The 24185-nt window shown below is 68.7% G+C and carries 22 protein-coding genes and 1 pseudogene; 10 read left to right on the forward strand and 13 right to left on the reverse strand.

Translation table 11 applies throughout. From position 1 onward, the window contains the following. Window positions 1-66 precede the first annotated feature (66 nt). Both ACTQ49_RS02965 and ACTQ49_RS02970 read left to right on the forward strand, forming a co-directional pair. The gene (locus ACTQ49_RS02965) at window positions 67-1563 is read left to right on the forward strand and encodes a DUF222 domain-containing protein (protein WP_441826358.1); all 1497 of its coding nucleotides are present in this window, start codon (window positions 67-69) and stop codon (window positions 1561-1563) included. Between the two features lie 43 nt (window positions 1564-1606). Then, window positions 1607-2026: an ASCH domain-containing protein gene (locus tag ACTQ49_RS02970; protein WP_441826359.1), complete on the forward strand. Its 420-nt coding sequence runs from the start codon at window positions 1607-1609 to the stop codon at window positions 2024-2026. A gap of 80 nt (window positions 2027-2106) precedes the next feature. On the opposite strand, the gene ACTQ49_RS02975 is transcribed toward ACTQ49_RS02970, so the two are convergent. Beyond that, window positions 2107-2697: a TIGR03086 family metal-binding protein gene (locus ACTQ49_RS02975; RefSeq protein WP_441826360.1), complete on the reverse strand. Its 591-nt coding sequence runs from the start codon at window positions 2695-2697 to the stop codon at window positions 2107-2109. Between the two features lie 68 nt (window positions 2698-2765). Here ACTQ49_RS02975 and ACTQ49_RS02980 point away from each other — a divergent pair, with 68 nt between their 5' ends. From ACTQ49_RS02980 to dapC, 5 genes are all read left to right on the forward strand, one after another. Further along, entirely contained in the window at window positions 2766-3746 is a 981-nt protein-coding gene (locus ACTQ49_RS02980) for a carbohydrate kinase family protein (protein ID WP_441826361.1), read from the forward strand. After that, entirely contained in the window at window positions 3743-6199 is a 2457-nt protein-coding gene (gene pepN, locus ACTQ49_RS02985) for an aminopeptidase N (RefSeq protein WP_441826362.1), read from the forward strand. The genes ACTQ49_RS02980 and pepN overlap by 4 nt, the downstream gene beginning before the upstream one ends. Before the next feature lie 91 nt (window positions 6200-6290). Beyond that, entirely contained in the window at window positions 6291-8000 is a 1710-nt protein-coding gene (locus ACTQ49_RS02990; RefSeq protein WP_441826363.1) for a VanW family protein, read from the forward strand. Between the two features lie 94 nt (window positions 8001-8094). Then, entirely contained in the window at window positions 8095-8412 is a 318-nt protein-coding gene (gene fdxA / locus ACTQ49_RS02995) for a ferredoxin (protein ID WP_441826364.1), read from the forward strand. Next, a complete protein-coding gene (dapC, locus tag ACTQ49_RS03000; protein ID WP_441826365.1) occupies window positions 8412-9548 on the forward strand; it encodes a succinyldiaminopimelate transaminase in 1137 nt (378 codons plus the stop codon). Before fdxA ends, dapC begins: the two co-directional genes overlap by 1 nt. Here dapC and ACTQ49_RS03005 read toward each other — a convergent pair whose 3' ends face one another. Genes ACTQ49_RS03005 through ACTQ49_RS03015 form a run of 3 tightly spaced genes read right to left on the reverse strand, consistent with a single transcriptional unit; the run spans window position 9549 to window position 12579 of the window. Further along, complete coding sequence (locus ACTQ49_RS03005) at window positions 9549-10190, reverse strand: response regulator (RefSeq protein ID WP_441826366.1); 642 nt, start codon at window positions 10188-10190, stop codon at window positions 9549-9551. It lies immediately after the preceding gene. Further along, window positions 10187-11884 (reverse strand): hypothetical protein, encoded by a 1698-nt coding sequence (locus ACTQ49_RS03010; protein WP_441826367.1) that lies wholly within the window; start codon window positions 11882-11884, stop codon window positions 10187-10189. The genes ACTQ49_RS03005 and ACTQ49_RS03010 overlap by 4 nt, the downstream gene beginning before the upstream one ends. Continuing rightward, window positions 11881-12579, reverse strand: coding sequence for an ATP-binding cassette domain-containing protein (locus tag ACTQ49_RS03015; RefSeq protein ID WP_441826368.1), 699 nt, complete (start codon window positions 12577-12579; stop codon window positions 11881-11883). The genes ACTQ49_RS03010 and ACTQ49_RS03015 overlap by 4 nt, the downstream gene beginning before the upstream one ends. Window positions 12580-12783: 204 nt before the next feature. On the opposite strand from ACTQ49_RS03015, the gene ACTQ49_RS03020 reads away from it, so the two are divergent. Continuing rightward, entirely contained in the window at window positions 12784-13080 is a 297-nt protein-coding gene (locus ACTQ49_RS03020; RefSeq protein ID WP_441826369.1) for a hypothetical protein, read from the forward strand. A gap of 57 nt (window positions 13081-13137) precedes the next feature. Here ACTQ49_RS03020 and ACTQ49_RS03025 read toward each other — a convergent pair whose 3' ends face one another. The 9 genes and pseudogenes from ACTQ49_RS03025 to ACTQ49_RS03065 all read right to left on the reverse strand — a co-directional run bounded on the left by ACTQ49_RS03025 (window position 13138) and on the right by ACTQ49_RS03065 (window position 22126). Then, window positions 13138-14028, reverse strand: coding sequence for a sensor histidine kinase (locus tag ACTQ49_RS03025; protein ID WP_441826370.1), 891 nt, complete (start codon window positions 14026-14028; stop codon window positions 13138-13140). A gap of 411 nt (window positions 14029-14439) precedes the next feature. Beyond that, entirely contained in the window at window positions 14440-15291 is an 852-nt protein-coding gene (locus ACTQ49_RS03030; protein WP_441826371.1) for a hypothetical protein, read from the reverse strand. A gap of 8 nt (window positions 15292-15299) precedes the next feature. Further along, window positions 15300-16241 (reverse strand): 2,3,4,5-tetrahydropyridine-2,6-dicarboxylate N-succinyltransferase, encoded by a 942-nt coding sequence (dapD, locus tag ACTQ49_RS03035; RefSeq protein ID WP_441826372.1) that lies wholly within the window; start codon window positions 16239-16241, stop codon window positions 15300-15302. A 10-nt stretch (window positions 16242-16251) separates the two neighbouring features. Beyond that, complete coding sequence (locus ACTQ49_RS03040) at window positions 16252-17127, reverse strand: HPr family phosphocarrier protein (protein WP_441826505.1); 876 nt, start codon at window positions 17125-17127, stop codon at window positions 16252-16254. A gap of 87 nt (window positions 17128-17214) precedes the next feature. Then, a pseudogene (gene dhaM / locus ACTQ49_RS03045) lies at window positions 17215-17622 on the reverse strand (dihydroxyacetone kinase phosphoryl donor subunit DhaM); the annotation flags it as partial. 29 nt (window positions 17623-17651) lie between these two features. Next, window positions 17652-18272 (reverse strand): dihydroxyacetone kinase subunit DhaL, encoded by a 621-nt coding sequence (dhaL, locus tag ACTQ49_RS03050; protein WP_441826373.1) that lies wholly within the window; start codon window positions 18270-18272, stop codon window positions 17652-17654. Beyond that, window positions 18260-19258, reverse strand: coding sequence for a dihydroxyacetone kinase subunit DhaK (dhaK, locus tag ACTQ49_RS03055; protein ID WP_441826374.1), 999 nt, complete (start codon window positions 19256-19258; stop codon window positions 18260-18262). The genes dhaL and dhaK overlap by 13 nt, the downstream gene beginning before the upstream one ends. Window positions 19259-19281: 23 nt before the next feature. Then, a complete protein-coding gene (locus ACTQ49_RS03060) occupies window positions 19282-20790 on the reverse strand; it encodes an inositol monophosphatase family protein (RefSeq protein WP_441826375.1) in 1509 nt (502 codons plus the stop codon). A 46-nt stretch (window positions 20791-20836) separates the two neighbouring features. Next, on the reverse strand, window positions 20837-22126 hold the full coding sequence (locus tag ACTQ49_RS03065) for an MFS transporter (protein WP_441826376.1): 1290 nt from the start codon (window positions 22124-22126) through the stop codon (window positions 20837-20839). A 45-nt stretch (window positions 22127-22171) separates the two neighbouring features. Here ACTQ49_RS03065 and ACTQ49_RS03070 point away from each other — a divergent pair, with 45 nt between their 5' ends. Together ACTQ49_RS03070 and ACTQ49_RS03075 are read left to right on the forward strand one after the other, a co-directional pair. Further along, window positions 22172-23260 (forward strand): AMP-binding protein, encoded by a 1089-nt coding sequence (locus tag ACTQ49_RS03070; RefSeq protein ID WP_441826377.1) that lies wholly within the window; start codon window positions 22172-22174, stop codon window positions 23258-23260. 6 nt (window positions 23261-23266) lie between these two features. Beyond that, complete coding sequence (locus tag ACTQ49_RS03075) at window positions 23267-24142, forward strand: 1,4-dihydroxy-2-naphthoate polyprenyltransferase (protein WP_441826378.1); 876 nt, start codon at window positions 23267-23269, stop codon at window positions 24140-24142. Window positions 24143-24185: the final 43 nt, after the last annotated feature.

The following is a 24185-nucleotide window of genomic DNA, read 5'->3' on the forward strand; positions in this document are numbered from 1 at the left end:
AGAGCCATGCCGGATGATAGAATAGAACAAAGATTCGACAATGGTGGTCTGGGGATGGGGGTGGAGATGCAGGAGATCGCGCAGCCGGTGAACCCGGGAGCTGTGGAGGATCAGGGGGCCGTGGCCAACTTGTCCTCGGCGCAGACTGTCGACGCGCTGCTGTCCGCCCGTCGTCGGGCGTGGCAGGCGGAGGCGGAGCAGTTCCTGCTGGCCGCGCACTTTGCGGACCTGCACGCCGTCGCGGCCGATGATGGGGAGGTGGTCTTCGGCGAGCGGATGATCCGTCTGGGTGGCGACGGCACGCCCGATGTTGCGGAGTTCGCCTCCCTGGAGATCGCTGCCGCGCTGACCATCACTCGTGAGTCGGCGGAGATGATGATCGGCGACGCGCTGGCGCTGCGGCATCGGCTGCCCCTGCTGTGGCAGCGCCTGCACGACGGCGACCTGCGCGTGGGGCTGGCCCGCGTGCTGGTGATGAAGTCCCGGTCCCTGCCGCTACGCGCGGCGCTCGAGCTGGACCGTCGGATCGCACCGCTGGTGGGTGGGACGAGTCCGGGGCGTCTGGTGCGGATCGCCGAGGGGCACATCCTGGAGCTCACACCATCTGACGAGGCCCGCAGCAACCATGAGCGCGCGATGGCCCATCGGGGCGTGTGGTTCGGCGAGTCCGAGGATGGCGTCGCCCCCATGCAGGGTCGGCTGGCCGCGGCCGATGCCGTCTTCCTCGATGCGCAGCTCGATCGGGTCGCCTCCATCCTGGCGCAGGGCGGCCACGTTGAGTCGACGGATGGTCGACGAGCCACCGCACTGGGCATCCTGGCCTCGCCAGCCCGCGCCCTGCAGCTGATCCAGGCCTCGCTGCTGGACGAGGCCGACGACCCTGAACTGCCCCTTGACGCCCACCTGTCAGACGACGCCCACCTGTCAGAGGAAGCCGGCTGCCCTGCTGTCGGCCAGCGGGGGCACACCTGTGGCTCGGTCACGGTCGATCCCGAGCTCCTGCTGCCTCGATCCACCGTCGTGGTTCACCTGGCCGAGGCGGCACTGGCCGAGCTGGACGGTGTGGCCCGGATCGAGCGCAGCGGCCCCGTCCTGGTGGACTGGCTGTCCGAACTGCTCGGCCATTCTCGGGTGACGTTGAAGCCCGTCGTTGATCCGGCCACCGTCACGGCCAGCGACCGGTACGAGATCAGCCACCGCATGCGGCAGGTGGTCATCGCTCGCAACCCCGTCGAAGTCTTCCCGGGCTCCAAGAAATGGGCCCAGGACTGCGACCTTGACCACACCGATCCGTGGCGACCGCCCCCAGCGTCCCCTGTCGGGCCGGAACCCCCTGTCGGGCCGGAACCCCCTGTCGAGTCGGAGCCCGCCGCTCCACCGGCCACCCGGGCCGACAACCTGGGGCCTCTGTCCCGAACGGTGCACCGGGCCAAGACCCACGGCGGTTGGCAACTGCGACAACTGTTTCCCGGCATCTTCCTCTGGCGATCGCCCGACGGCTTCGTCTATCTGGTCACACCCTCACGCTCCTGGATGATCCACAACCCCGTGACCCCTGCCTGACGGCGGGTGGTTCCGGGGTGCTGGGGCGTGGCACGCTGGAGGCGTGAGCTTCGATGATCTCCCCACTGGCGAGTACGCCTTCCCCGGACCGCTGCGAGACCGGCTGGTGGCCGCCATCCTCTCCGGTGAGAAGACCGCCACCGCCTGGCTGGCCGAGGAGGCCGAGCGTTTCGACGACGAACCGACGTTGCCCGGCCACCGGGAAGTCGTCGTCGACTCGCAGCGTGAGCCCGTGTGCGTCACCGAGGTGACCGAGGTGCGCGAGGTGCGGTTGGCCGAAGTCGACGACGCCCACGCGCGGGCAGAAGGTGAGGGTCATGCCGACGCCGCTGCGTGGCGTGAAGCCCACGAACGCTTCTGGAGCTCGCCCGAGTTCCTGGAGGCCATCGGGGATCCGCCCATCCAGTTGGACGACGACACTCCCGTCGTCTGCTGCAGGTTCACCGTGATCCACCGCTTCTGAGAATGAACCGACCATCCGTCGAGCGCCCGTGACAGGGTGCCTCGACGGATGGTCGGTGCCGGGTGGACGAGCCCTCCAGCTCAGACCGAAGGAGCGGCCGGCGGCGCCCACTGCGGATCGCGGCCGAGGAAGGCCATCAGCTTCTGCTCGCTCGACGCATCGTCGGCCACCGGCTGCTGCTCACCGAACTGGCCGGAGGAGCGGATCATCTCCTCCTGCGCCTTCATGCCCTCGTACATCTCGTGGCAGGCGGCCTGGTCCAGACCGGAGGCCTGTCCGGTGGCAGTGGCCAGATCCCAGGTGTGCATGAAGACGTCGGGCACGTAGAAGGTCGCGATGGCGTCCAGTAGCGGCATGCCGTCGAACATCTCGGCGGGCATCGTCAGCTTCTCGATGCCGGCATTGTCCAGCAGTGTGGTCATCTGCTCGGTGTGCTTGCGCCAGGCCTCGGCGGGATCGACGTCGACCGACGGAATCTCTGCGAAGGTGATTCCCTCCACCTGGCCGAACATTCCACGCGACCAGTCGACGAGGTGGCGCACGATGTCGCGGGCGGACCACTCGACAACGGGGGTGGGAACGTCCCAGTCGGAGACATTCTGGACCTTCTGGGAGAAGGTGGCGGCGGTGCTGGTGTGGCGGGCCGCCAGCTCGGTGCGATCTGTGCTCATGCTGCAAGTGTGCCGCACGGTTGGCGTGGTCGGTTGTCTTCTCCGCAGGCGGGCACCACCATGGTCAGGTGCTGGACGCCGACTACGACCTGCTGGCCTGTGGCCTATTCTTCAATGACCTTGGCTTCTCCGGGCTGCCGACGGGTGGCCCGGTGGCCGGTCGTGAGCTGCGCACCGGCCCCTATGAGCAGAGTCCTGGCGGCATCGCCAATTCGTCCATCGCGGCCGCCCGTCTGGGATTGGACACCTGCATGGTCACCGACTGCGGCAACGACCCGATGACCACCGGCGCGCTGGCGGCACTGGCGGAGGAGGGCATCGACACCTGCCACGTGCTGGTGCACGACGGCTGGCAGACCCCGCTCACCGTGATCCTCAACTACGACGGGGACCGTGCGATGGTGACCAGCGAGACCGCCCACCCCGGTCCGTGCGTGATGCGCGCCCGGCAGGCCCCATCGGCGCGGGTGGCGATCACGCACCTCCAGCCCTTCCCGATGCCGTGGCTGGCGGCCGCCGCGGCCAGCGGCACCCAGGTGATCGGCGACATTGGCTGGGACGAGACGGGCCGCTGGGACCTGGCCGAACTGCCGGATCTGCAGCACTGCACCGTCTTCACGCCCAATGAACTCGAATCGGTCCGCTACACCGGCACCGAAACCCCCGCCGACGCCGTGCACGCCCTGGCGGAGATCGTGCCGCTCCCAGTGGTGACGCTGGGTCCGCGTGGCTGCATCGCCGTCGACGCCCGCACCGGCGAGCAGGCCCGCGTCCCGGCCCTGCGCGTCGACGTGGTGGACACGGGAGGCGCCGGTGACGTCTTCTCCGCCGGACTGGCCGCCACCCTGACCAGCGGCTGGCCCCTGGCCGACAAACTGCGCTTCGCCACCCTGGTCAGCACGGTCACCGTCTCCCGGCTGGGCGGCGCGACGACGGCTCCCAGCATCCGCGAGATGCAACGGTGGGTGCGCGCGATGGAGCCCGACGAGCAGCGCGAGTACGGCTTCGTGCTGGACCTGCCCGCCAGCCTGGTGGGTGGCGCGGCATGAACCTGACCCACGACGAGGCCCGCCGCCGCGGCAGTCTGCTGCGGGTCCGGGAGGTTCGGATCAGCCTGGATCTCACCTCACCCGACGCCTTCACCGGCAGCACCACCATCACGGTCGACTGCCAGGAACCAGGCGCGGAGACCTTCGTCGACTTCGCCGGCACCAGCCTCGACGAACTGGTCCTCAACGGGGACGTGGTCGCGGATCCCCAGTGGGACGGCCGCCGCATCCACCTGCCGGGCCTGCTGGCGCACAACACCATCACCGTCCGCGGCACCATGGCCTGGTCCAGCGACGGCGAGGGCCTGCACCGCAGCGTCGATCCGGCCGACGGCACGGCCCACGTCTACGCGATGAGCTTCCTGGACGCCGCCCCGCGCTGGTTCGCCTGCTTCGACCAGCCCGATCTGAAGGCCAGCCACCAGCTGGACGTGCTGGCCCCCGAGGGCTGGTTGGTGCGCGGCAACACCCGCACCGAGCAGGAAGCCGACGGCCACTGGCATTCCCTCCCGAGCCAGCCGATCTCCAGCTACCTCGTCACCCTGGTGGCCGGCCCGTGGGTGGAATTGACCCGCACCCACCACGGCGCGAGTGGCCCGATGACCTTGGGTCTGCTGGCCCGTCCTGCGCTGGCGGACGAACTGCACCGCGACGCCGATGACCTCTTCCAGGTCACCGCGCAGAGCCTTGCAGCCTACGAGGAGCTCTTCGGCATCCCGTACGCCTTCGGCGACTACCTGCAGGTCTTCGCGCCCGACTTCAACGCCGGCGCCATGGAGAATCCGGGCTGCGTCGTGCTGCGGGAACAATTCCTGCACCGCGGCGGGGCCACCGATGCGCAGCGCGCCAGCCGCGCCGGCACCATCGCGCATGAGCTGGCGCACCAGTGGTTCGGGGACCTGGTCACCATGCGCTGGTGGGATGACCTGTGGCTCAATGAATCCTTCGCCGAATACCTGGGCCATCGGATCTGCACCGAGCACACCCGTTACCCCTTGTGGGCGGAGTTCGGGCTGCGACGCAAGACCTGGGGCCTGACGGCCGACCAGGGGCCCAACACGCACCCCGTCGCGGGCAATGGGGCCGCCGACACCGCGGCGGCCCTGGCCAATTTCGACGGCATCAGCTACGCAAAGGGGGCGGCGGTGCTGCGGCAGCTGGCCACCTGGATGGGCGACGACGCCTTCTTCGCGGGCCTGCGGACCCACATCCGGCGGCATGCACTGGGCAATGCGTCGATGGCCGAACTGGTTGATGCCTGGCGGGCCCAGGGCGTCGACGGGCTGGATGACTGGCTGGACCTGTGGCTGGGCACCAGCGGCGTAGACCGGCTGGCCGTGGTGCAGGAAGGTGGGGACCTGGCGTTGACCCGACGCACCCCGCACCAGTCCCGGCCCCGGCCACACGCCCTGCGCGTGGCCGTGCACGCACCCGACGGGATGCTGCGCGACCAGACGCAACTCTCGGTGACCGAGGATCACACCCCGCTGCCCCTGGCCGCCGAACCCGGTGACCTGGTGCTGCCCGACGCCGACGACACCGCCTGGGCACTGACCTCTGGGCACGTCGTCGACGGTGTCCTCACCGACTTCCCGCTGGCCAACCTGCCCACCTGCGCCCGCGTTGCGCTGGTGGGAAGCCTCCAGATGCACCTGCACGACGCCTGCGTGGCCCCAGCCGCGCTGCTCGGCATGCTGCTGCGCGCCCTGCCCGGCGAGTCCGATGACACCCTGCTCGACGCCGAACTCGATCTCGCGTTGGACTGCGTTGGAGGCTGGAGCCGCCCCGAGCACCGCACCGGGCGCCGAGCGGAGCTGGCCCACACCTGCCAGCTCATGCTGGCGAGCACCGCGCCCAGCTCCGACCGGTACTTGGTGCTGCAGCGGGCACTGGTGGCGAGCAGCGACGACCAAGACGTCATCCGCGGACTCCTCGACGACCAAACCGGTCGCCCGCTGGGTGCCGAGGAACGCTGGTTGGCGGTGCGTCGGCTCGTCACGCTGGGTGCCGATCCCGGGATCATCGACGCCGAACTGGCGCGCGACCCCTCGAGCCAGGGGCAGCTGAAATCGCTGACCGCCCGTGCCGCCATCCCCGATGCCGACCACAAGCGCGCCATGCTGCACCGCGTCCTGCACGACGACGCGTCGGCCTACGAGATCTCCGCCATTGCACGCGGCCTCTTCCTGCCGGAACAGCACGAGCTGGTGGCACCCCTGGCCGTCGACTGGTTCGCCGGCATCAATGCCACCGCCGCCATCCGGCAGGGCTGGGGCCTGACGGGAACCATCCGCGCCGGTTTCCCGACGGGATTCGCCGACGACCAGGTGCGCGATGCTGCCCGGAAGGCCATCGCACAGGACGGGATTGATCCCCAGGTCCTGCGCGCCCTGTCCGATGGCTTCGACGTGTTGGTGCGCCAGGCCGTCAGCTGGCAGCAGGTCGACTCCTGAAGGGGCCCTGAAGCACTGGCCGGCTCGGCCTAGAATGAGTACCTCTCGGTGCGTGAAGGTCCGCGCCGCCTCCAGGTCTAGGAGACCATCTGTGACTTCCGAGCAGCCGAAGCGCTCCGGCGCCAAGTGGGCACTCGTCGGCGTGGGAACGCTGGCCGTCCTGGCCGGTGGCACCTATGCCGCGGGCTACGCCATGGCTGGTGACAAGCTGCCCCGCAACAGCACGGTTCGGGGAGTCCCCGTCGGCGGCATGCCCTCCGACGAGGCCATCAATGCCCTGAAGAAGGCGGTGGCCCCTGCAGCAGAGGCGCCGATCACGCTGAGCGCCGGCAAGCAGAAGGCGACCGTCACCCCGCCCACGGCCGGACTGGTGGTGGACTACGCGGGCACCATCGAGCAGGCCGGTGCCGGCAAGTCGCTGCACCCCGCCCACATCTGGAATGTGCTCAGCGGCGGCGGCGAGATGAAGTTGAAGACGTCGGTCGACGAGGCGGCGCTCACCTCCGCCCTGAAGGGGCAGGCCCAGAACTTCACCGTCAAGCCCGCCGACGCCACCGTCTCGCTGGACCGGGACAAGGTCACCGTCAAGGACGGGGTGGTGGGCACCGAACTCGACGTCGACGCCGCGGCCAAGGCCGTTCGTTCCGCGTGGATGAAGGAGCAGCAGCTCGAGGCGCCGCTGACGAAGAGCGAACCGGCGATCACCACCGCGAAGGCGAAGGCCTTCGTCAAGGAGCAGATCACCCCACGCGTCAGCGCTCCGATCATCGTGGACCTGGGCAAGGGGAAGGTGGAGCTCACCGGCCCCGGCATCGGGGAGTTGACCAAGATCCAGGCCAAGGACGGCATGCTCACCGCCACCAGCGACATGGACAAGCTCTACAAGGCGGCCGTGCGCAAGGCCGAACCGATCGGCTTCGACGAGCCGCAGGACGCCAAGTGGCAGCTGAAGGACGGCAAGCCCGTCGTGGTGCCTGGCAAGCCCGGCATGTCGATCGACCGGAAGGCCTTCGACAAGGCCGTCGGGGAGGCCCTGACCAAGACCGGCGCGCAGCGCACCGTCACGGTGCCCGTGACCACCAAGCAGCCGGAGGTCACCACCGAGCAGGCCCAGAAGGCCAAGGTGTCCGAGGTGACCGGTGAGTTCACCACCACCTACCCGCATGCCGACTACCGCAACACCAACCTCTCGGTGGTCGCCTCACGGATCAACAACACCTACATCGCCCCGGGGGAGACCTTCAGCCTGAACGACACCATCGGGCCGCGAACCCCCGGTTCGGGCTTCGTCGACGGGTGGGTGGTCTCCGGAGACCACCTGGTCAAGGAGAATGCCGGTGGCATCTCGCAGAGCGGCACCGCCGTGTTCAATGCGCTCTTCTTCTCTGGTCTGCAGCGCATCGAGCACCAGCCGCACACGATGTACTTCTCGCGCTACCCGGCCGGCCGTGAGGCCACCCTCTACTACGGCCACATCGACGTGAAGTTCAAGAATGACAGCCCCTATGGCGCCATCATCCAGTCCTGGGTGGACAAGTCGTCGCCGGGCGGCAAGGGTTCCATGACGGTCAAGATCTGGTCGACGAAGGTCTACGACAAGGTGACCTCCACGGAGCTGGTGAAGTCCAACTTCACCACCGGCCGCAAGCTCACCCGGTCCGGCCCCAAGTGCAACCCGCAGGCGGCGGCGCCCGGCTTCACCGTCAACTACGCCCGGCTCTTCTACAAGGGCGGTTCCGTGGTCAAGCGCGAGCCCTACTCCTGGACCTATGCGCCAACTGATGAGATCACCTGTGAGTGAGTGGTTGGACCTCGCGTCACACGTTGTAGAGTGGCTTTGCCGGGCGATGCAACCAGCCGTTTCGGCCCCAGAACCTCAGTTTTAGGAGAACCCAGTGACCTACGTCATTGCGCAGCCCTGTGTGGACGTGAAGGACCGTGCCTGCGTCGAGGAGTGCCCCGTCGACTGCATCTACGAGGGCAACCGCATGCTCTACATCCACCCTGAGGAGTGCGTGGACTGTGGTGCCTGCGAGCCCGTCTGCCCCGTCGAGGCGATCTTCTACGAGGACGACGTCCCGGCCGAGTTCAAGCAGTACTACGACGTGAACGTCGACTTCTTCGACGGCATCGGTTCGCCCGGTGGCGCCTCGAAGCTCGGCGTCATCGACAAGGACCACGAGGTGGTCAAGGCCCTGCCTCCGCAGGGCTGATGAGCACCGACACTGCCATGGAGTCGGGCAGGCGGGCGCCGCTGGCGTCGCGTCTGCCCGATTTTCCGTGGGACTCCCTTGCGGGAGCGAAGCAGAAGGCGCAGGTCCATCCCGGCGGCATCGTCGACCTCAGCGTCGGAACTCCCGTCGACCCGACTCCGCAGCTGGCGCGCGAGGCCCTGGCCGGGGCCGCCGACTGGCCCGGCTACCCGACGGTCTGGGGCACCGCGGAGCTGCGTGCCGCCATCCGTGGCTACCTGCAGGGCCGGTGGAGGAGCGTCGAGCTCGCCGACGAGAACGTGCTCCCCGTGATCGGCACCAAGGAGGCCGTCGCCTGGCTGCCCACCATGCTGGATCTGGGCGCCGACGACACCATCGTGATCCCCACCACCGCCTACCCCACCTATGAGGTGGGGGCCGCCATGGTCGGCGCCACGATCATCGCCAGTGACGATCCGGCGCAGCTGGCCCGCGACGGCATCACGCCCGCCCTGGTGTGGATCAACTCACCCGCCAACCCGCACGGCCAGGTGCTCACCGTCGACGAGCTGCGCGCCTGGGTGACCTTCTGCCGCCAGACCGGGGCGGTGCTGGCCTCCGACGAGTGTTACGGCGAATTCTGCTGGGAGGCCGAGGCCGTCAGCATCCTGGATCCTGCGGTCTGCGACGGCGAGATCAGCAACCTGCTGGTGCTGCACTCGCTGAGCAAGCGCTCGAACCTGGCCGGTTACCGGGCGGGTTTCATCGCCGGTTGTCCGACGCTGGTGATGGATCTGCTGGACGTGCGCAAGAACTTCGGCATGATGCTGCCCGGGCCGGTTCAGGCGGCGATGGCTGCCACCCTGGCCGATCACCAGCACGTCGAGGAGCAGCGCCAGCGCTACCTGTCCCGACGAGCGAGGCTGCGTCCCGCGTTGGAGGCGGCCGGTTTCACCATCGACCACTCGGAGGCCTCGCTCTACCTGTGGGCGACGCGGGGCGAGGACTGCCGCGTCACCGTCGACTGGCTGGCCGAGCGCGGCATCCTGGCCGCCCCCGGCGACTTCTACGGCAAGGCCGGCACCCGGCACGTCCGGATTGCGCTGACAGCCACCGACGAGCGGATCGACGCGGCCGTGGAGCGCCTCAAGGGCTGATCACTCGGGGGACATGTCGTCCAGACCCAGCCGCTGGGCCTCGAGAACGGTCGACAACCTGCTGGTGGTGCCCAGTTTGCGCATCGCGGACGTGAGGTGTCGCTTCGCGGTCGACAGACTGACATACATCGTCTCGGCGATCTGCGCATTGGACAGTCCCCGGCACAGCAGGTTCAGCGTCCTGCGTTCCTCGGCGGTCAGGTCTGGGCGCACACCATCCGGCACCTGCGGGAAGAGGCTGCGAAAGGGCGCCTCTGATACCACGGCAAGTCCGCGGTGGACAGCGCGCACGGCATCGACGAGCGCTCCGGGCGACACGCTCTTGAGGACATATCCGGCAGCCCCTGCCTGCAAGGCGGCCGTGGTGCTCAGATCGCTGAGCGCGGTGATCAGCAGCACCTTGGTGGGAAGATGCTGCTCCGCCACCCAGCGCGCGGCCTCGATACCGCTGAGCGCGGGCATGTTGATGTCGGAGAGCAGGACGTCCGGGGAGTCTCGCATGACGGCGTCCAGTGCAGAGGTGGCATCGGCATGGACGGACACGACCGAGATCCCCGGGGCGTGGTTGAGGTAGGTGGCCAAGGTCTGGCGGGCCAGGGGATCGTCGTCGCAGATCACGACGCGAATGGCTGCGCTGGTCATCGCTGCAGCCTGGACATCCGGGCTTGGTCACAGTCCCTGATGGCTGCCAGATAGGACAGACCCCACTCACGGTCGGCCTGTGGATCGTCAAGCACGGGGATCGAGGCTCGTTGGTCCAGCGTGACGGGACAGCCGGCACCGACGCTTGTGCGGAGGTCGTTGAGGGCAGCGAATCGGTCAAACTGCTTGGTGGACCCGAAGGAGCGGTTGTGGTCGAGCGAGACCACTGCGAGGCCTCGTGGTGGCGTGCCGATCACCGTGGCCACCTTGTCCGCGAAACCGGCGTCATTGGCGAGCAGGACCAGGCCGGGGAGGGACTGCTTGAAGGGCGAGCCCGCGTAGACCTCAGCCACCATGGCATGGCCTGCCGGGAGATAGGCGGCGTCGACAGGACGGGCACACACCCGAGGGAAGTCACCCGTGCACGCGCTGTATTCGCGCAGGTCATAGGTGGGTGCCGTGTACCTGGCGACGAGCAGGCCCGTCGGCATCAGGAGGAACTGCAGCACGTAGACCCCCAGCGCCACGAGGGGCGTGACCCAGCGAGCCCGCAGGGTGAAGCCGACCATGGAGGCAACCAGACACGTGGCGGCGAGGACGGTGTAGTACGGCACGAGAGTGCCGGCATTCGGGACAGTTGCCCAGGTCTCTGCCACGCCCACGCCGATTCGTGCATTGGAGACGAGCGTGGCCGTGACGCACAGCGCGAGGATCATGGCGTGACCAGTGACCAGCGCGAGCAGTCCGTAGCGGGCAAAGGACCACCAGCGCGCCGGGACGCCGCGCGCTGCGATGACGTCGAACTGCGCCGTTCCGCTCCGCCACCGGGTCTGGCCCGCCCACGCGCCAATGGCGGCGCTGACAGGCACCATGGCGAGCCATTCTCCTGTGATGGCGTGGGGAATGAGCGCTCCGAGGTCCCCGGCCCATCTGCTGCTGGTGCTGAACAGCTTCACCGTGCCGATGATTCCGAGCAACGCGATGATGGGCAGCGTCGAGGCCTGGCCGGACCGACCCTGCTGGAAGCGCTGGGCGAGTGAACCACGTCGGGCTTGGCGCGATGAGGCGCTGACGGACGCGAGGTAGCGGGCCGTTCCCACGGCGTAGATTGTCAAGGCCGTGGGCCAGCTGAGGTCAACCAGGCCATCGGGGGTGCTCACACCGCCCGGCTGCCTCGGGAATCCCCAGATGGTCTCCGCGACGGTGGGGTGCCCGCCCCAGCTGTAGAAGGCGGTGAGCAGGATCAGGACGATGAACGGGACCCATGCCGAGCGGCCACGCGTGGCCGAGTGCCCCAGAAGCAACAGGCCAACGAAGCCCAGCACATTGCGAATCGCGGCCGCGGCACCGAATTCCGTGGGAGCAGACAGGACCGGGAGGCTCGTGGCGAGTATCGCCATGACCGTCACGGCGGACAGCAGGATGGTCCTGCGGCGAACGGGCGAGTAGGCGGCAACGCGTTCCAGCGCGGACTCTGGACGCAGCGAGATTCCGAGGCTGGCGACGACGACCACGGGCGCCCAGTAGCTGACGTTGGCACGGCATTCCGGGTCTTGACAGTCAGCCATCCGGGTCAGGGCCCCGAAACCGACATGGACGACAAGTAGTCCCAGCAGAGCGCAGACGAGCCCGACATGGACCTTCTGGTACCGGAGCCACAGGGCCTCGCCTGAGGTGAGGTGTCGCGTGCTCATGGGGTCACCAGGGCGAGATAGCGCTGCTCGAAGGCCTTGAGGTCATGGGGTGGTGCGAAGTCCGGACCGTGGTGGAGGATTCGTCCGTGCGCCAGTACGGTGACGGTGTCAGCCGTGTCGAGGACATCCTCAACGATGTGCGTGGAGACCAGTACGACGGCCTCGCGCGCCGCTTCTTGCAGCACCTCGGCCAGCAGGGATCGCTGGGCGATGTCGAGACCAGCCGACGGTTCGTCGAGCACCAGGAGGCGTGGCTGTCCGGTCAGCGTTGCCGCGATACCGACACGGCGTCGCTGGCCGCCGGAGAGTTCCGCAAGCTGCTTGTCCCGTAGTTCAGTCAGCCGGGCACACTCCAGAACCCGATCCACTTCGGTGTTCGTGGCCTGTCGGGGAACCTTGCGTAGCCAGCACATGTAGCGCACGAAGTCCGCAACGTTGAAGCGAGACTTCTCGGGGAGGTTCTCCTGGGGCAGGAAGCTCGTGTGCAGGCGACGCTCGGCAATGCGGGACTGGCCATCCAGACGGATGGTCCCTGAGGAGGGACGCCTGAGGGTTGAAACCACGGACATCAGCGATGACTTTCCTGCACCATTGGGGCCAATCAGCGCGTGCAGTCCAGTGTCGAGTGCCAGTGATATGTCCTGACAGGCGACGGTGCTGCCGTACGCGACGGTCACGCGGTCGATCTCCAACACGAGAGCCTCCTGATCTGCATGCTTTCGAGCCGTTGGTCCTTTCTAGCGTCTTTTCGTAGACCCTGTGCGCTCTTGGGCCGCCAGGGCCAAGACTTGGGCCAAAGAGCTCACGTCTGCCGCTGTAGCCGTCCACCGCTCGAGGGCATCTCTTAATTTCGTCGGTGTCTCCCCGAGAGTCGGATTGGATGACGGAAAGGAAGAGCAATGAAGTCCATCAAGAAGATCGTGGCTGCAACGGGCGCCATGCTCGCTGCCAGCAGTGCGCTGCTGCTGTCCAGCCCCGCCACTGCCGAGGCGCTGCCGACGGGCTGCTCCGTGACCGGTACCTCCGACGGGAAGTTCGTCGCCAAGTGCACGTCAGGTACCGGGGAGTTCCGGCTCCGGGTCATCTGCAACAACGCCCCCGACCGGACCAGCAGCTGGATCAGTACGCCGGGCAGCACCGCCATGGGTTGCCTGGTCGGCCGAGCCGAGGCGGCCACTCTCGAGACTCGCAACTGATTCGACGAACGCGGTCTCACCCGCCGAGGCTGTGGCTCGGGCCTCGCAGGTCCCGGGTCACAGCCTCAGCAGCGGAGATGTGGCGCGCAGGGTCCACGTCGTCTCGTGCAGACCGGCTTCGAGGCTTCCCCCCAAGCCCTGCAGGCGCTGCTTCATCGCCTTCAGGCCCAGAGGGTTGTGATTCAACCGAGTGGTGTGCGCAGTGGCTTGGTTCAGTACGACCAGGCTGACGGATTCATGGGTGACTTCCACGAGTAGCGCCACTGGTTTGGTGCGGTCCGCGTGCTTCTCCACATTATTGATTGCTTCCTGCAGCACGTGGGAAAAACACTGGGCGGTGGTGGCGTCCACCGTGCTCCAGTCGCCGTCAAGATCCACGTTGACCTGAAATCCCAATCGCTCCAGATAGTTGGCTCTTGAGGCAATGAGCGTGGGGAATGGTGAGGTGCTCGTCGGCTCCCGAAAGGGTTCCTGTTGAGCGGAGATCAACAGGTCCAGCGTGGAACGCAAGGTGGTGCTCCCCCTGCGGGAGCTCGCGGCGATGGTCTCGAGGTCCGCTGCCGAGAGATGACCGTCCAGCTGCGCTCGCTGACTCGTCATGGCGATCACGGCGAGGTCATGGGCGACAGTGTCATGGAGTTGGCGAGCCAGTGCTCGACGCTGTTCGAGCAACTCCGCGGCACGTCTGGAGGCAGCGGCGGAAGCAGTGGCATGGATGAGGTGCCCCGCAAGCCCGGCAAGGACCAGGAGCACCAACCATGCCAGCGAGTAGCTGAGCAATGAACTGGTGTTGGTCACCTCACGACTTGTCTTGCCGGTGGCCACCACAAGGGCGACGACGGCCCATCCACAGGCCCGCAGGGAGCGGCCCCGCCGGGCGAAACTGAAGGTTGGTATTAGGCAGGAATGAAAGGCCACGCCGGTCTGCGAAGCGGGCAGGGGCGCCATACCGGCGATTCCGAGAGCCACGACGAGGGCACCGACCGTTGGCCGACGCCCGCACAAGCCCGCCCCAAGGCAGGCGAGCACTGAAAAGACTGCCACTGTCAAGGAGTCTGGGTGTGCGGTCTGGTTGACCAGTGTGAGCAGAGCCAGAAATACAGATGCAGACACTTCGACAAGGCCACTGTTGCTCAGTCTGGCTGATCTGCCACGACTCACTTCCCGGACGTCCTTCCAATCATCAATATCAATCACTTAACTAAGGAGGAATTGTGAAAAGGGTACTTCAACGCGCGTCAGGTTGGACGATTCTGATGAGTTTCGCGCTCGCGCTTTCCGTGCCGATCGGAGGCGGGGGTGACCGCGGAACCGATGGATGGTGCGACGTCTACCCCCTGTGGCCCGGGTGCGCCCAGGTCACGCACGCAGCGTGATGGTCGCCTCGGTGGGCTTGTTCGTGCCCGCCGAGGCGGCACTCCACTGGGCCAGTTCGGTGGCGCTCAGCTCCAGTGTCTGGTCCCCGACGGTGACCGCGGTCACACCCGTCGTCTCCGTGGTGGCCAGCACCAACTGGGCGGCGGCCCACAGCTTCGTCGGATCCGACGAGTTCAGCGTGATCTGCGCCTGACCGTGGCTGGCCTTCACACTCCCACCGAAGGCCCGCTCCACCACCTTCGTCGCCCGCGCCGTCTCCGGCGTCGAAGCGCCGCGGTCGATGCAGCGCACCGCCGCGGGGGAGTGGCCGGTCAGCGCGCTGGCCCAGGCCCGGGAGACCTCCACGTGCTTGCGGTAGCCGTCGGGCACCCCGGAACGCTGCACCGCCTGCGCGACGTCATTGATGTCGCCCGCCTGCCAGTTGGGCACGTGCACCAGGTGGTCGTAGAACTTCCCGGCGGAATACCAGGGGTCCATGATCTGCTCCACAGTGCCCCAGCCCTGACTGGGGCGCTGTTGGAACAGGCCCACCGAGTCACGGTCGCCGTAGTCGATGTTGCGCAGGTCAGACTCCTGCATCGCCGTGGCCAGGGCGATCGACGATGCCCGGGCCGGCAACCCCCGTCGCTGGGCCTCCGCGACGATGATCGCCGCATTCTCCGACTGCTCCAGGCTCAGGGAGTCCCGCACCGTGCCCACCTGCACCACACACTGCTGCGCGGGCGGGATCACGGAGGTGGCCCCACTCCTGATCCAGCCCAGCAGGGTGATGGTGCCGATCACCAGGCTGGTCACCAGCACCAGCAGCACCAGGAGGGGTACGGACCTGCGCACGGTGGGCCTCAGTTCTGGTGCAGCGCCGAGTTCAGCGCGATCGTCTGGCCGTCGCGGGGCTTCACCAGGACCGCGCCGGTCTGGGAGTCGCGGATGAACAGCAGGTCGTTGCGGCCGCTCAGCTCGACGGCCTTGACCACCTTCCCGTCGGGCAGGCGCACCTTGGTTCCGGCCGTCACGTACAGGCCGGCCTCCACCACGCAGTTGTCACCCAACGAGATGCCCACCCCGCTCTCGGCGCCCAGCAGGCAGCCCTTGCCGATCCGGATGACCTGGGTGCCGCCGCCGCTGAGGGTGCCCATGATGGAGGCGCTCCCACCCACGTCGGTGCCGTCGTCGACGACCACACCGGCCGAGATCCGGCCCTCCACCATCGAGTGGCCCAGCGTGCCGGCATTGAAGTTCACGAAACCCTCGTGCATCACGGTGGTGCCCTCGGCCAGGTGCGCGCCCAACCGCACGCGGTCGGCGTCGCCGATCCGCACGCCCGACGGCACCACATAGTCCACCATGCGGGGGAAGCGGTCCACCGAGAGCACGTTCACCACGCCCCGGGTATTGCGCAGCTGCAGGCGCACCTGCTCGAAGGCCTCCAGGGCGCAGGGCCCACAGCTGGTCCACACCACATTCGGCAGGATGCCGATCAGGCCGTCCAGATTCATCCCGTGCGGCTGCACGAGACGGCTGCTGAGCAGGTGCAGGCGCAGGTAGGCGTCGCTGACATCGGCGGGTGGGGCGGTGAGGTCCACCACCGACTTCACCAGCTGCACGCGCACCCGGCGGTCTGTGTCCTCGGTCTGCGACGAGACCATGGCCGACGGCGCCTTCACGTCATCGGCGGGGTGCCCCAGCTGGGGCTCGGGGAACCAGGTGTCCAGCACCTGGCCGGAGTCGTGGACGGTGGCCAGGCCCCATCCCCACGCCCAGACGAGTCCATCGGCGTCAGTCATGCGGAAAAGACTAGCCCGCGTCGACGACATGGACCGCCAGCCCGCGGTCACGGGCGACGATCAGGCCGTGGCCATTGCTGCCGCTGGTGCGGGTCAACACCCCGGGCACCTGGCGGGGGTCCAGCTGGGTGGCTGTGATCGCATCGAGCTCCTCCACCAGCACCAGGTGACCGGCCGGCACGTCCGCAATGGTCAGGTCACCCTCGTCCACCAGGGCGCGCAGCACCAGCCGCTCCAGCGCCCGCAGGTCCGTGCCGCGTTCGCGCAGGTAGGGATTGGTCATCGTCTCGAAGAAACGGCAGGCCTCGGCCATCGTGGTGCGCACCGCCGCCACGGCGCTGGCCCCGTCCTGCACCTCCTCGCGGAATCCCTGCCCCAACATCGGATCGGCCAGGATGGAGCGGATGGCGCGCAGCACCGCGCCGGTGGCGCTGCCGTCGGGCACCCGAGCGGCCAGCCCTTCCACGAATCCGTCGGCGGCCGCCATGGCCCGCTCCAACCGGGCGGCCTCCTCCTGCGGGTCACCGGGCCCGTAGGTGCTGACGTCAACGCACAGGGGCAGTTCCACGATCGGGCTGCCGCCCAGCGTCTGGGCCACGGCCTGCGGCTGGTGGGCAGGCACTCCGTCGCCGAAATTGCGGGCGGCCAGTTCGGCGAAGTCCCGGTGCGCGTGGTGTGCCTGGGGGCCGCTGAACCGGGCCACCAATTCCTCTCCCCGACGAAGGCCCAGCCCCTGCACTGCCATGATGCTGCGGGCATCCACCGTCCCCAGCTCGTCGGGGTCGTCGGCCCGGCTGATCGTCACGGTGGCATCGAATCCGGCCATCGCCGCGACGATCGAGGCGCAGGGGCGGGCGTGCAGGCCGTGCTGGTTCTGCACCACCACCCGCAGCTCCAGCTCGTCGCCCGGTGCGATGGCGGTGGCTGCGGGTGCGGGAGTGCTGCGGATGGTCGGTTGCTGGCCGGACGACGGGTGGCCCAGATGCTGGCGTTTGGGCAGCAGGGACTGTCCCGCCTCGGCATCCACCTGGTCCAGGCCGGCGCCGCTGGAGGCGCACACGGCGGCGGCCACCAGGCCCTCCACCATCGGGGCGGAGCTGATCCGCACTCGTTCGGCCACGTCGGGCTCGACGAACTCAAGAGCCATCTCCGTGGACAGCAGGGCACTGCCCAGGTCCACCAGCACGAGCGTTCCGTCGGGAGAATCCACCTCGTCGATCGCGGCGGCCACGGCCACCGCATCGGTTCCGGTGGTCTCGTCGTCCAGCCCGGAGGCGACGACGATGCGAGGGCGCACTGCCTCCGGCACCATTTCATGGGCCAGGGCGACGGCGGCACGGGCCAGCGCACGGCTGTGCGAGACGACGACGATGCTGATCATGGCTCCCCCGAGGTAGTGGTCAGCGGTGGTCAGGGCAGGACGGCAAGGGCGGACTCCACCAGCAGCGTGATACTGGTGGCGCCGGGATCCTGGTGTCCGGCGCTGCGTTCACCCAGATAGGAGGCCCGTCCGCGTCGGGCGACCATCGGGACGGTGGCGTCGCGCCCGGCCCGGGCCGCGGCCAGCCCCGCCTCCAGGCAGCTGCGCACGTCGCCCGTGTGGGCCTCCATCGCCTCCACGGCGGGCGCCAGTGCGTCGACGACGGTCTTGTCCCCAACGCCTGCCTTGCCGCGGGCCACCAGGCCCTCGAGGCCGGCGCGCCAGGCGCGGGCCGTGGCGGGGGCGTCGTTGGTCTCACCCAGGGCGGAGGCGAAGCGCAGCAGGAAGGTGCCATAGAGCGGTCCGGCGGCGCCGCCGACCGTGCTCACCAGGGTCATTCCCGCCTTCTTGAGGTAGTCGGCTGCGGAGTCGAAGGAGCTGGCGTCCAGGGCGACGACGGCCTGCATGCCGCGGTCCAGGTTGGAACCGTGGTCGGCGTCGCCGATCTGCCGGTCGAGCTCGGTGAGCTCGGCGGCGTGCGCGGCGATGAGTTCGGCATAGTCGGCCATCCAGGCCATGGCAGTGGTCAGGTCCATGGTCAGCAACCCCATCTCAGTCCGGGCGTGTCCACCGGCGCATCCCACAGGTCAAGCAGGTCGTCGTCGGCAGTCAGCAGCGTCAGGGAGCAGCCCGCCATGTCCAGGGAAGTGGCGTGGTTGCCCACCAGGTTGCGGGCGATCGTCACCCCGCGGGCCTGCAGCAATCTCGACACCTCGCCGTACATGACGTACAGCTCCATCAGTGGGGTGGCGCCCATCCCATTGAGCATGCAGATCGTCGGGGACCCGGTGAAGTCACGGTCGGCGAGCACGGGATCGACGAGCAGCTCCGCGGCATCGCGCGCTCCCACAGCACGAAGCCTCTCACGGCCGGGCTCACCATGGATACCGATCCCAAGTTCGAACTGGTCCTCGGGTAGTTCGAAGGTGGGCCGCCCCACGGCGGGAACGGTGCAGCTGCTGAGCGCGAGTCCCATCGATCGGCCACGGTCGTTGACCGATCGGGCCAGGGCTGCCAGCTCGGTCAGCCGACAGCCCTGCTCGGCGGCCGCGCCCACCACCTTCTCCAACAGCACCGTGAGCCCCACTCCGCGTCGGCCGGCGGTGTACAACGAGTCGGTGACGGCGACGTCGTCGTCCACCACCACCTGCTCGACGTCGATGCCCTCGTCGGCCAGCAGCTCGGCGGCCATCTCGAAGTTGAGCACATCGCCGGTGTAGTTCTTCACGATGTGCAGCACCCCGTGGCCCTGGTCCACGGCGCGGCTGGCCGCGATGACCTGGTCCGGGGTGGGGGAGGTGAAGACCTCCCCGGCGCAGGCCGCGTCCAGCATGCCGCGGCCCACATAGCCACTGTGCAGGGGCTCGTGCCCGCTGCCCCCACCGGAGACCACCCCCACCCGCGGGACGTCCGGATCCTGACCGCGCAGGACCACGCGGTGTTCGTGGTCGACGCGCAGGCGGTGCCCGTGGGCGGCCTCGAGGCCCCTGAGGGAGTCGGCGACGGCGTCGCCAGCCTGGTTGAGGAGCTTCTTCATGCCCCCCATCCAAGCATCCGGCCTCACCGCGACAGACAGCGCAACACGGTCTGGGTGGCATCCGGGGCGGCGACGAGCACGCCACCGTCCTCTGGGAAGAGGTTCGGCGCGCCGGCCAGGTCGACCACGTCGGCACCCGCCTCCCGGGCCACCAGCATGGCGGCCAGGTGTTCCCTCGGATCGAAGCGGTGCACCACTCCCGCGGCCGCCCAGCCGGCAGCCACCCCGGCCAGGCTGAGAGCGCCCGAACCCATCAGGCGGGGCGTGCAGTGCGCTTCCCCCAACCCGGTGAGCAAGCCCTCCAGGCCGGGCCACAGGCCCTGCGCGTCGAGTTCTGCGAGCACGGTGCGGCCCGCCAACGAGTCGCAGCGGGCCACCTGCAGCGGTTCGCCATTGAGCACGGCACCCATGTCCTGCGCGGCCAGGAAGACATTGTCCAGGGCGGGCTGGGCCAGGCTGGCCACCAGCGGTTCGCCGTCGACGGCCAGTGCCAGGCTCATGCAGGACCAGGGCAGACCATTGACCAGGTTCGTCGTGCCCACCACCGGACCCAGGTACCAGGTGGGGCGGTCACGTTCCGGGTTGCCACCGAGCTCACGACCCACCACCCGATGGGCGCCGCCGAAGGTGTGCTCCACCACCTCACGGACATGGCGCTCGATGGCCAGGTCAACATCCGTCACCAGGGAGGCGGTGCGCAGGTGGGCATTAGCCCAGACCGCCAGCTCCCACGCCACCTTGACCGCCATCGCCGTCTCCCGGCCCACCTCGGCCGCGACGGCCAGGCTGTCCGCGTCCAGGATGGCCAGTGCCAGGGGACTGGCGCCGCCCATCAGCAGGCGGCGCAACAGGCGCGGCCGGTCGGTGGTGATCCGGTCGACGCCCGCGTGGATCGCCAGCGTCATGGTCCAGGCGTCATTGATGGTCCACACCGCCACGTCCAGACCCATCCGGTGGATCTGGTCCACCAGCCGGGGCGAGAGCAGGGTCCACTCCAGGTTCACGGCGCTGGGGCGCAGGCGCCGCACCATGGCCATGTCCAACCGCGGACCGCTGTGGTTGTAGGCCAGATCGGCGTCCGGCAGCAACTCCCGGACCACCAGCATCGCCTCGGTGGCACCGCACCAGCTGATCGGCACCAGCCGGCCGTCATCGCTGGCCTGGAAGCGACGCACCTCGTCGACGGCCACCCGGACGTCGTACTCGCTGACCGTGTCGATCAGCAGGGTCACGCGGTGGCGGCGCGCCCGGTTCAGTTCGGCGAACTGGCGCAGGGTGCTGGCCAGGGTGGGGATCCGGTACTGCGCATCGCCCTGCTCGGCCAGGGTTCCGGCCATGTCTGCGACGTGCTTGGGGCGTCCCCACAGCCGCAGCAGCGTCTCGTCGTGCAGGATCACCGACGTGCCGTCGGCGGTGGTGCGGATGTCCACCTCCACCACGTCGGCGCCGGCCTCGACAGCGGCGGCGAAGGCCTCGGCGGTGTTCTCCCGGGCCTGCTCCGAGTCTCCCCGGTGGGCGATGACGGTGCTCATGGCACCAAACTAGGCCAGAAGCGTGGCCCGCGGGTGAAAGCGGGGCTCAGCGCTTCAGCTCCGGGATGTCCTGGGTGATCAGGCGTTCGATCCGCATCCACGGGGCGCGCTTGTGCCAGTCGAGCCGCACCCGGATCCGGTCATTGTGCATGATCGTGGCGGTCAGCGCCACGAAGATGATCCCGACGCAGACCACGCCGAACAGGATCGTGGCTCGCGGGCCCAACTGGTCCCCGAGCCAGCCGACCAGGGGCGAGACCAGCGGCGCCACGCCCATGATCATCAGCCCCCACAGGGCCATCACCCGGCCTCGCATCTGCGGTGCCGTCGCGGTCTGCAGCAGCGAGTTGCCGGTGACCAGGGCGGTGATGGTGAAGAAGCCCACCGGGATCTGCAGGACGACGAAGAGCCAGAAGGAACCGCTCAGGGCGGCGAAGAGGTTGAAGACGGTGTAGCCCGCCATGCCCATCAGCACGTGGCGCAGCCGCGGGCGGCCACGGCGGGCCGACCAGAGGGCGGCGGCCAGCGCTCCGATCCCCATCGACGAGCCGACGATGCCGTAGTCGCCGGCGCCACGGGCGAAGGCCTGCGTCGCCATCACCGCATTGGAGATGTTGTAGTTGAAGCCCAGGCCGCCCACCGCCAGGCCTACCGTCAACAGCGCCATCAGGTCTGGCCGGCTGCGGACATAGCGCAGGCCCGCGACGAAGCCGCCTGCCTTGCCGCCGGTGGGCCTGGCCGGGTGCAGGAGATTCGTCCTCATGCTGAGCAGCGCCACCGTCATGGCCGCGAAGGCCACCACATTGGCCGCGATCACCCAGCCGGTTCCCACCACGGCGATCAGTGCGCCGCCGATGCCCGGGCCCAGCAGCCGGGCCGCATTGAAGCTGGCCGAATTCAGGCTGATGGCATTGGGCAGGTCCTCGAAGCTGACGATCTCACTGACGAAGGCCTGGCGGGCGGGATTGTCGAAGGCCATCGCCAACCCGTCGACGAAGCTGAGCGCGAAGACGTGCCACAGTTCCACGCGGCCCGTGATGGTCAATCCCGCCAGCAGCGCCGCGCTCAGCATGCCCACCGTGCAGCTGACCAGCAGGATGCTGCGCTTGGGGAAGCGGTCCGCGACGGTTCCCGCCACCGGGCTGAGCAGCAGGCCGGGCAGGAAGATCGCGGCGGTCTGGTAGCCCAGCGCCTGGGCATTGCCGTCGGTGAGCACCACCAGCACCAACCACGCCTGCGCGGTGCGCGCCATCCAGCCCCCGATGTTGCTGACCAGGCCACCGACGAACCAGATGCGGTAGTTCGGGTTGGCAAGGGAGGAGAAGGTCTGGCTCACCGGGTCACACTAACCCTGCCGACCCGTTGGCGATACGGTCGGGGGATGGATCGCCTGCTCACCACCTGCACCGCCGACGAGCTGCCGGCCCGGTTGCCCGAGGCCTTGGCAGGGCGGCTCACCCTCGCCCCCATCGGGGAGCACCCGGAACAGGCGCTGGCGATGCTGCGTCCCGAACTGCCGATCACGGAGCCGGATGCGGCCGTGGTGGTCTCCACCTCCGGCTCGTCGGGCGTGCCGAAGGGTGTGGTGCTCTCCCGGAAGGCGCTGCTGGCCGCCGCCGAGGCCTCGCAGCAGGTGCTGGGGCTCATGAGCTGGACCTGCGTGCTGCCCACCGGCTACGTCGCCGGCCTGATGGTGTTGGTGCGGGCCCATGTGGCGGGCCGTCCGGTGGTCTTTGCCTCGCCCGACCTCTCGGACCTGGCGCCGCAAGCGGGGGCGAATGCCATCTCGATCGTGCCGACCCAGCTCTTCCGGGCGATGGACGATCCGGCGACGATGGCGAGCCTGGCGCGCTATGACGCGATCCTGCTGGGCGGCGCTGCCGTGGACCCGGTGCTGCTGGATCGGGCCCGGTCGCGGGGGCTCAACCTGGTCACCACCTATGGCATGAGCGAGACCTGTGGCGGCTGCGTCTGGGACGGCGAACCGCTGCCCGGAGTCCAGGCCACCGTCAGCCCACAGGGCCGCATCCTGTTGGGCGGTGACATGGTCTTCAGCGGCTACCGGCTCAACCCGGAACTCACCGCGCAGACCCTCACGGATGGCGCGGTGCGCACCAATGATCGCGGTGAGTGGCGCGACGGACGGTTGCGCGTCCTGGGACGCTTCGACGACGTGGTCACCAGCGGCGGCGTGAATGTGGACCTGGCCGCCGTGCAGGCCGCCGTCGACGCCGTCGAACCCGGTAGTGGGGTGGTCCTGGCCCTGCCGGATGCGGAATGGGGCAGCCGGGTGGTGCTGGCCACCACCTCGGCGCATGACCTTGCCTGGTGGCGTTCCAAGCTCTCCGCGAGGCTGGGGAGGGCGGCCCTGCCCCGCCAGCTGACAAGGATTGATGTGGTGCCGCGGACGAGTTCTGGAAAGATTGACCGGCAGTCGCTGCTGGGCGAGCTGTTGGACGAGAAGGACTGAGGCCTCGTGGCAACTGTTGGTGAATGGATCGAGGGAGCGCGCCCGCGCACCCTTCCGGCGGCGCTCTCGCCGGTGCTGGCCGGATCGGCCGTGGCCTGGTTCGAGGACGGATTCCGGTTGGGGCATGCCCTGCTGGCCTTCGTCGTCGCGCTGGCCCTGCAGATCGGCGTGAACTTCGCCAATGACTACTCCGACGGGATCCGCGGCACCGACGAGGACCGCGTCGGCCCGATGCGGCTGGTCGGCTCGGGGGCTGCGCGTCCAGCACAGGTGAAGGCCGCCGCCTTCGGCTGCTTCGGGCTGGCCGCCGTCGCCGGTCTGGTGCTGGTGGCCCTGACCGGGCACTGGTGGCTGATTGCCGTGGGCCTGGCCTGCATCATCGCCGCCTGGTACTACACCGGCGGAGAGCACCCCTACGGCTATGCCGGGCTGGGCGAGGTCTTCGTCTTCATCTTCTTCGGGCTGGTGGCCGTGTGCGGCACCACCTATGTGCAGATCGACCGCGTGACGTGGGCCAGCCTGGCCGCCGCGGTGGCCATCGGCACCATCGCCTGCCAGATCTTGGTGACCAACAATCTGCGCGACATCGTCGGCGACCGAGAGGTGGGCAAGCGCACGCTGGCCACCCGGCTCGGCGACGCCGGCACGCGTCGCTTCTTCGCGTTCCTGACCGCCCTGGTGGTGGTCTGCGTGGTGGTGATGGCGGGGCTGACCAGTTGGTGGGTGCTGCTGGGGCTGGCGACGCTGGTGCTGCTGCTGCCGGCCACCCGGACGGTGCTGGCCGGTGCCACGGGCAAGCCGCTGATCGGCGTGCTGAAGCAGACCGGCATCGCCGAGCTGCTCTGTGCCGTCGGCATCTTCGTCGGCTGCGTGCTGGGCTGAGCCGCGCGCCCCAGCGGCACCTGTGGGCGACGAACAACTGGTG

The sequence above is a fragment of the Luteococcus sp. Sow4_B9 genome, assembly GCF_052116585.1.
GTDB lineage: Bacteria > Actinomycetota > Actinomycetes > Propionibacteriales > Propionibacteriaceae > Luteococcus.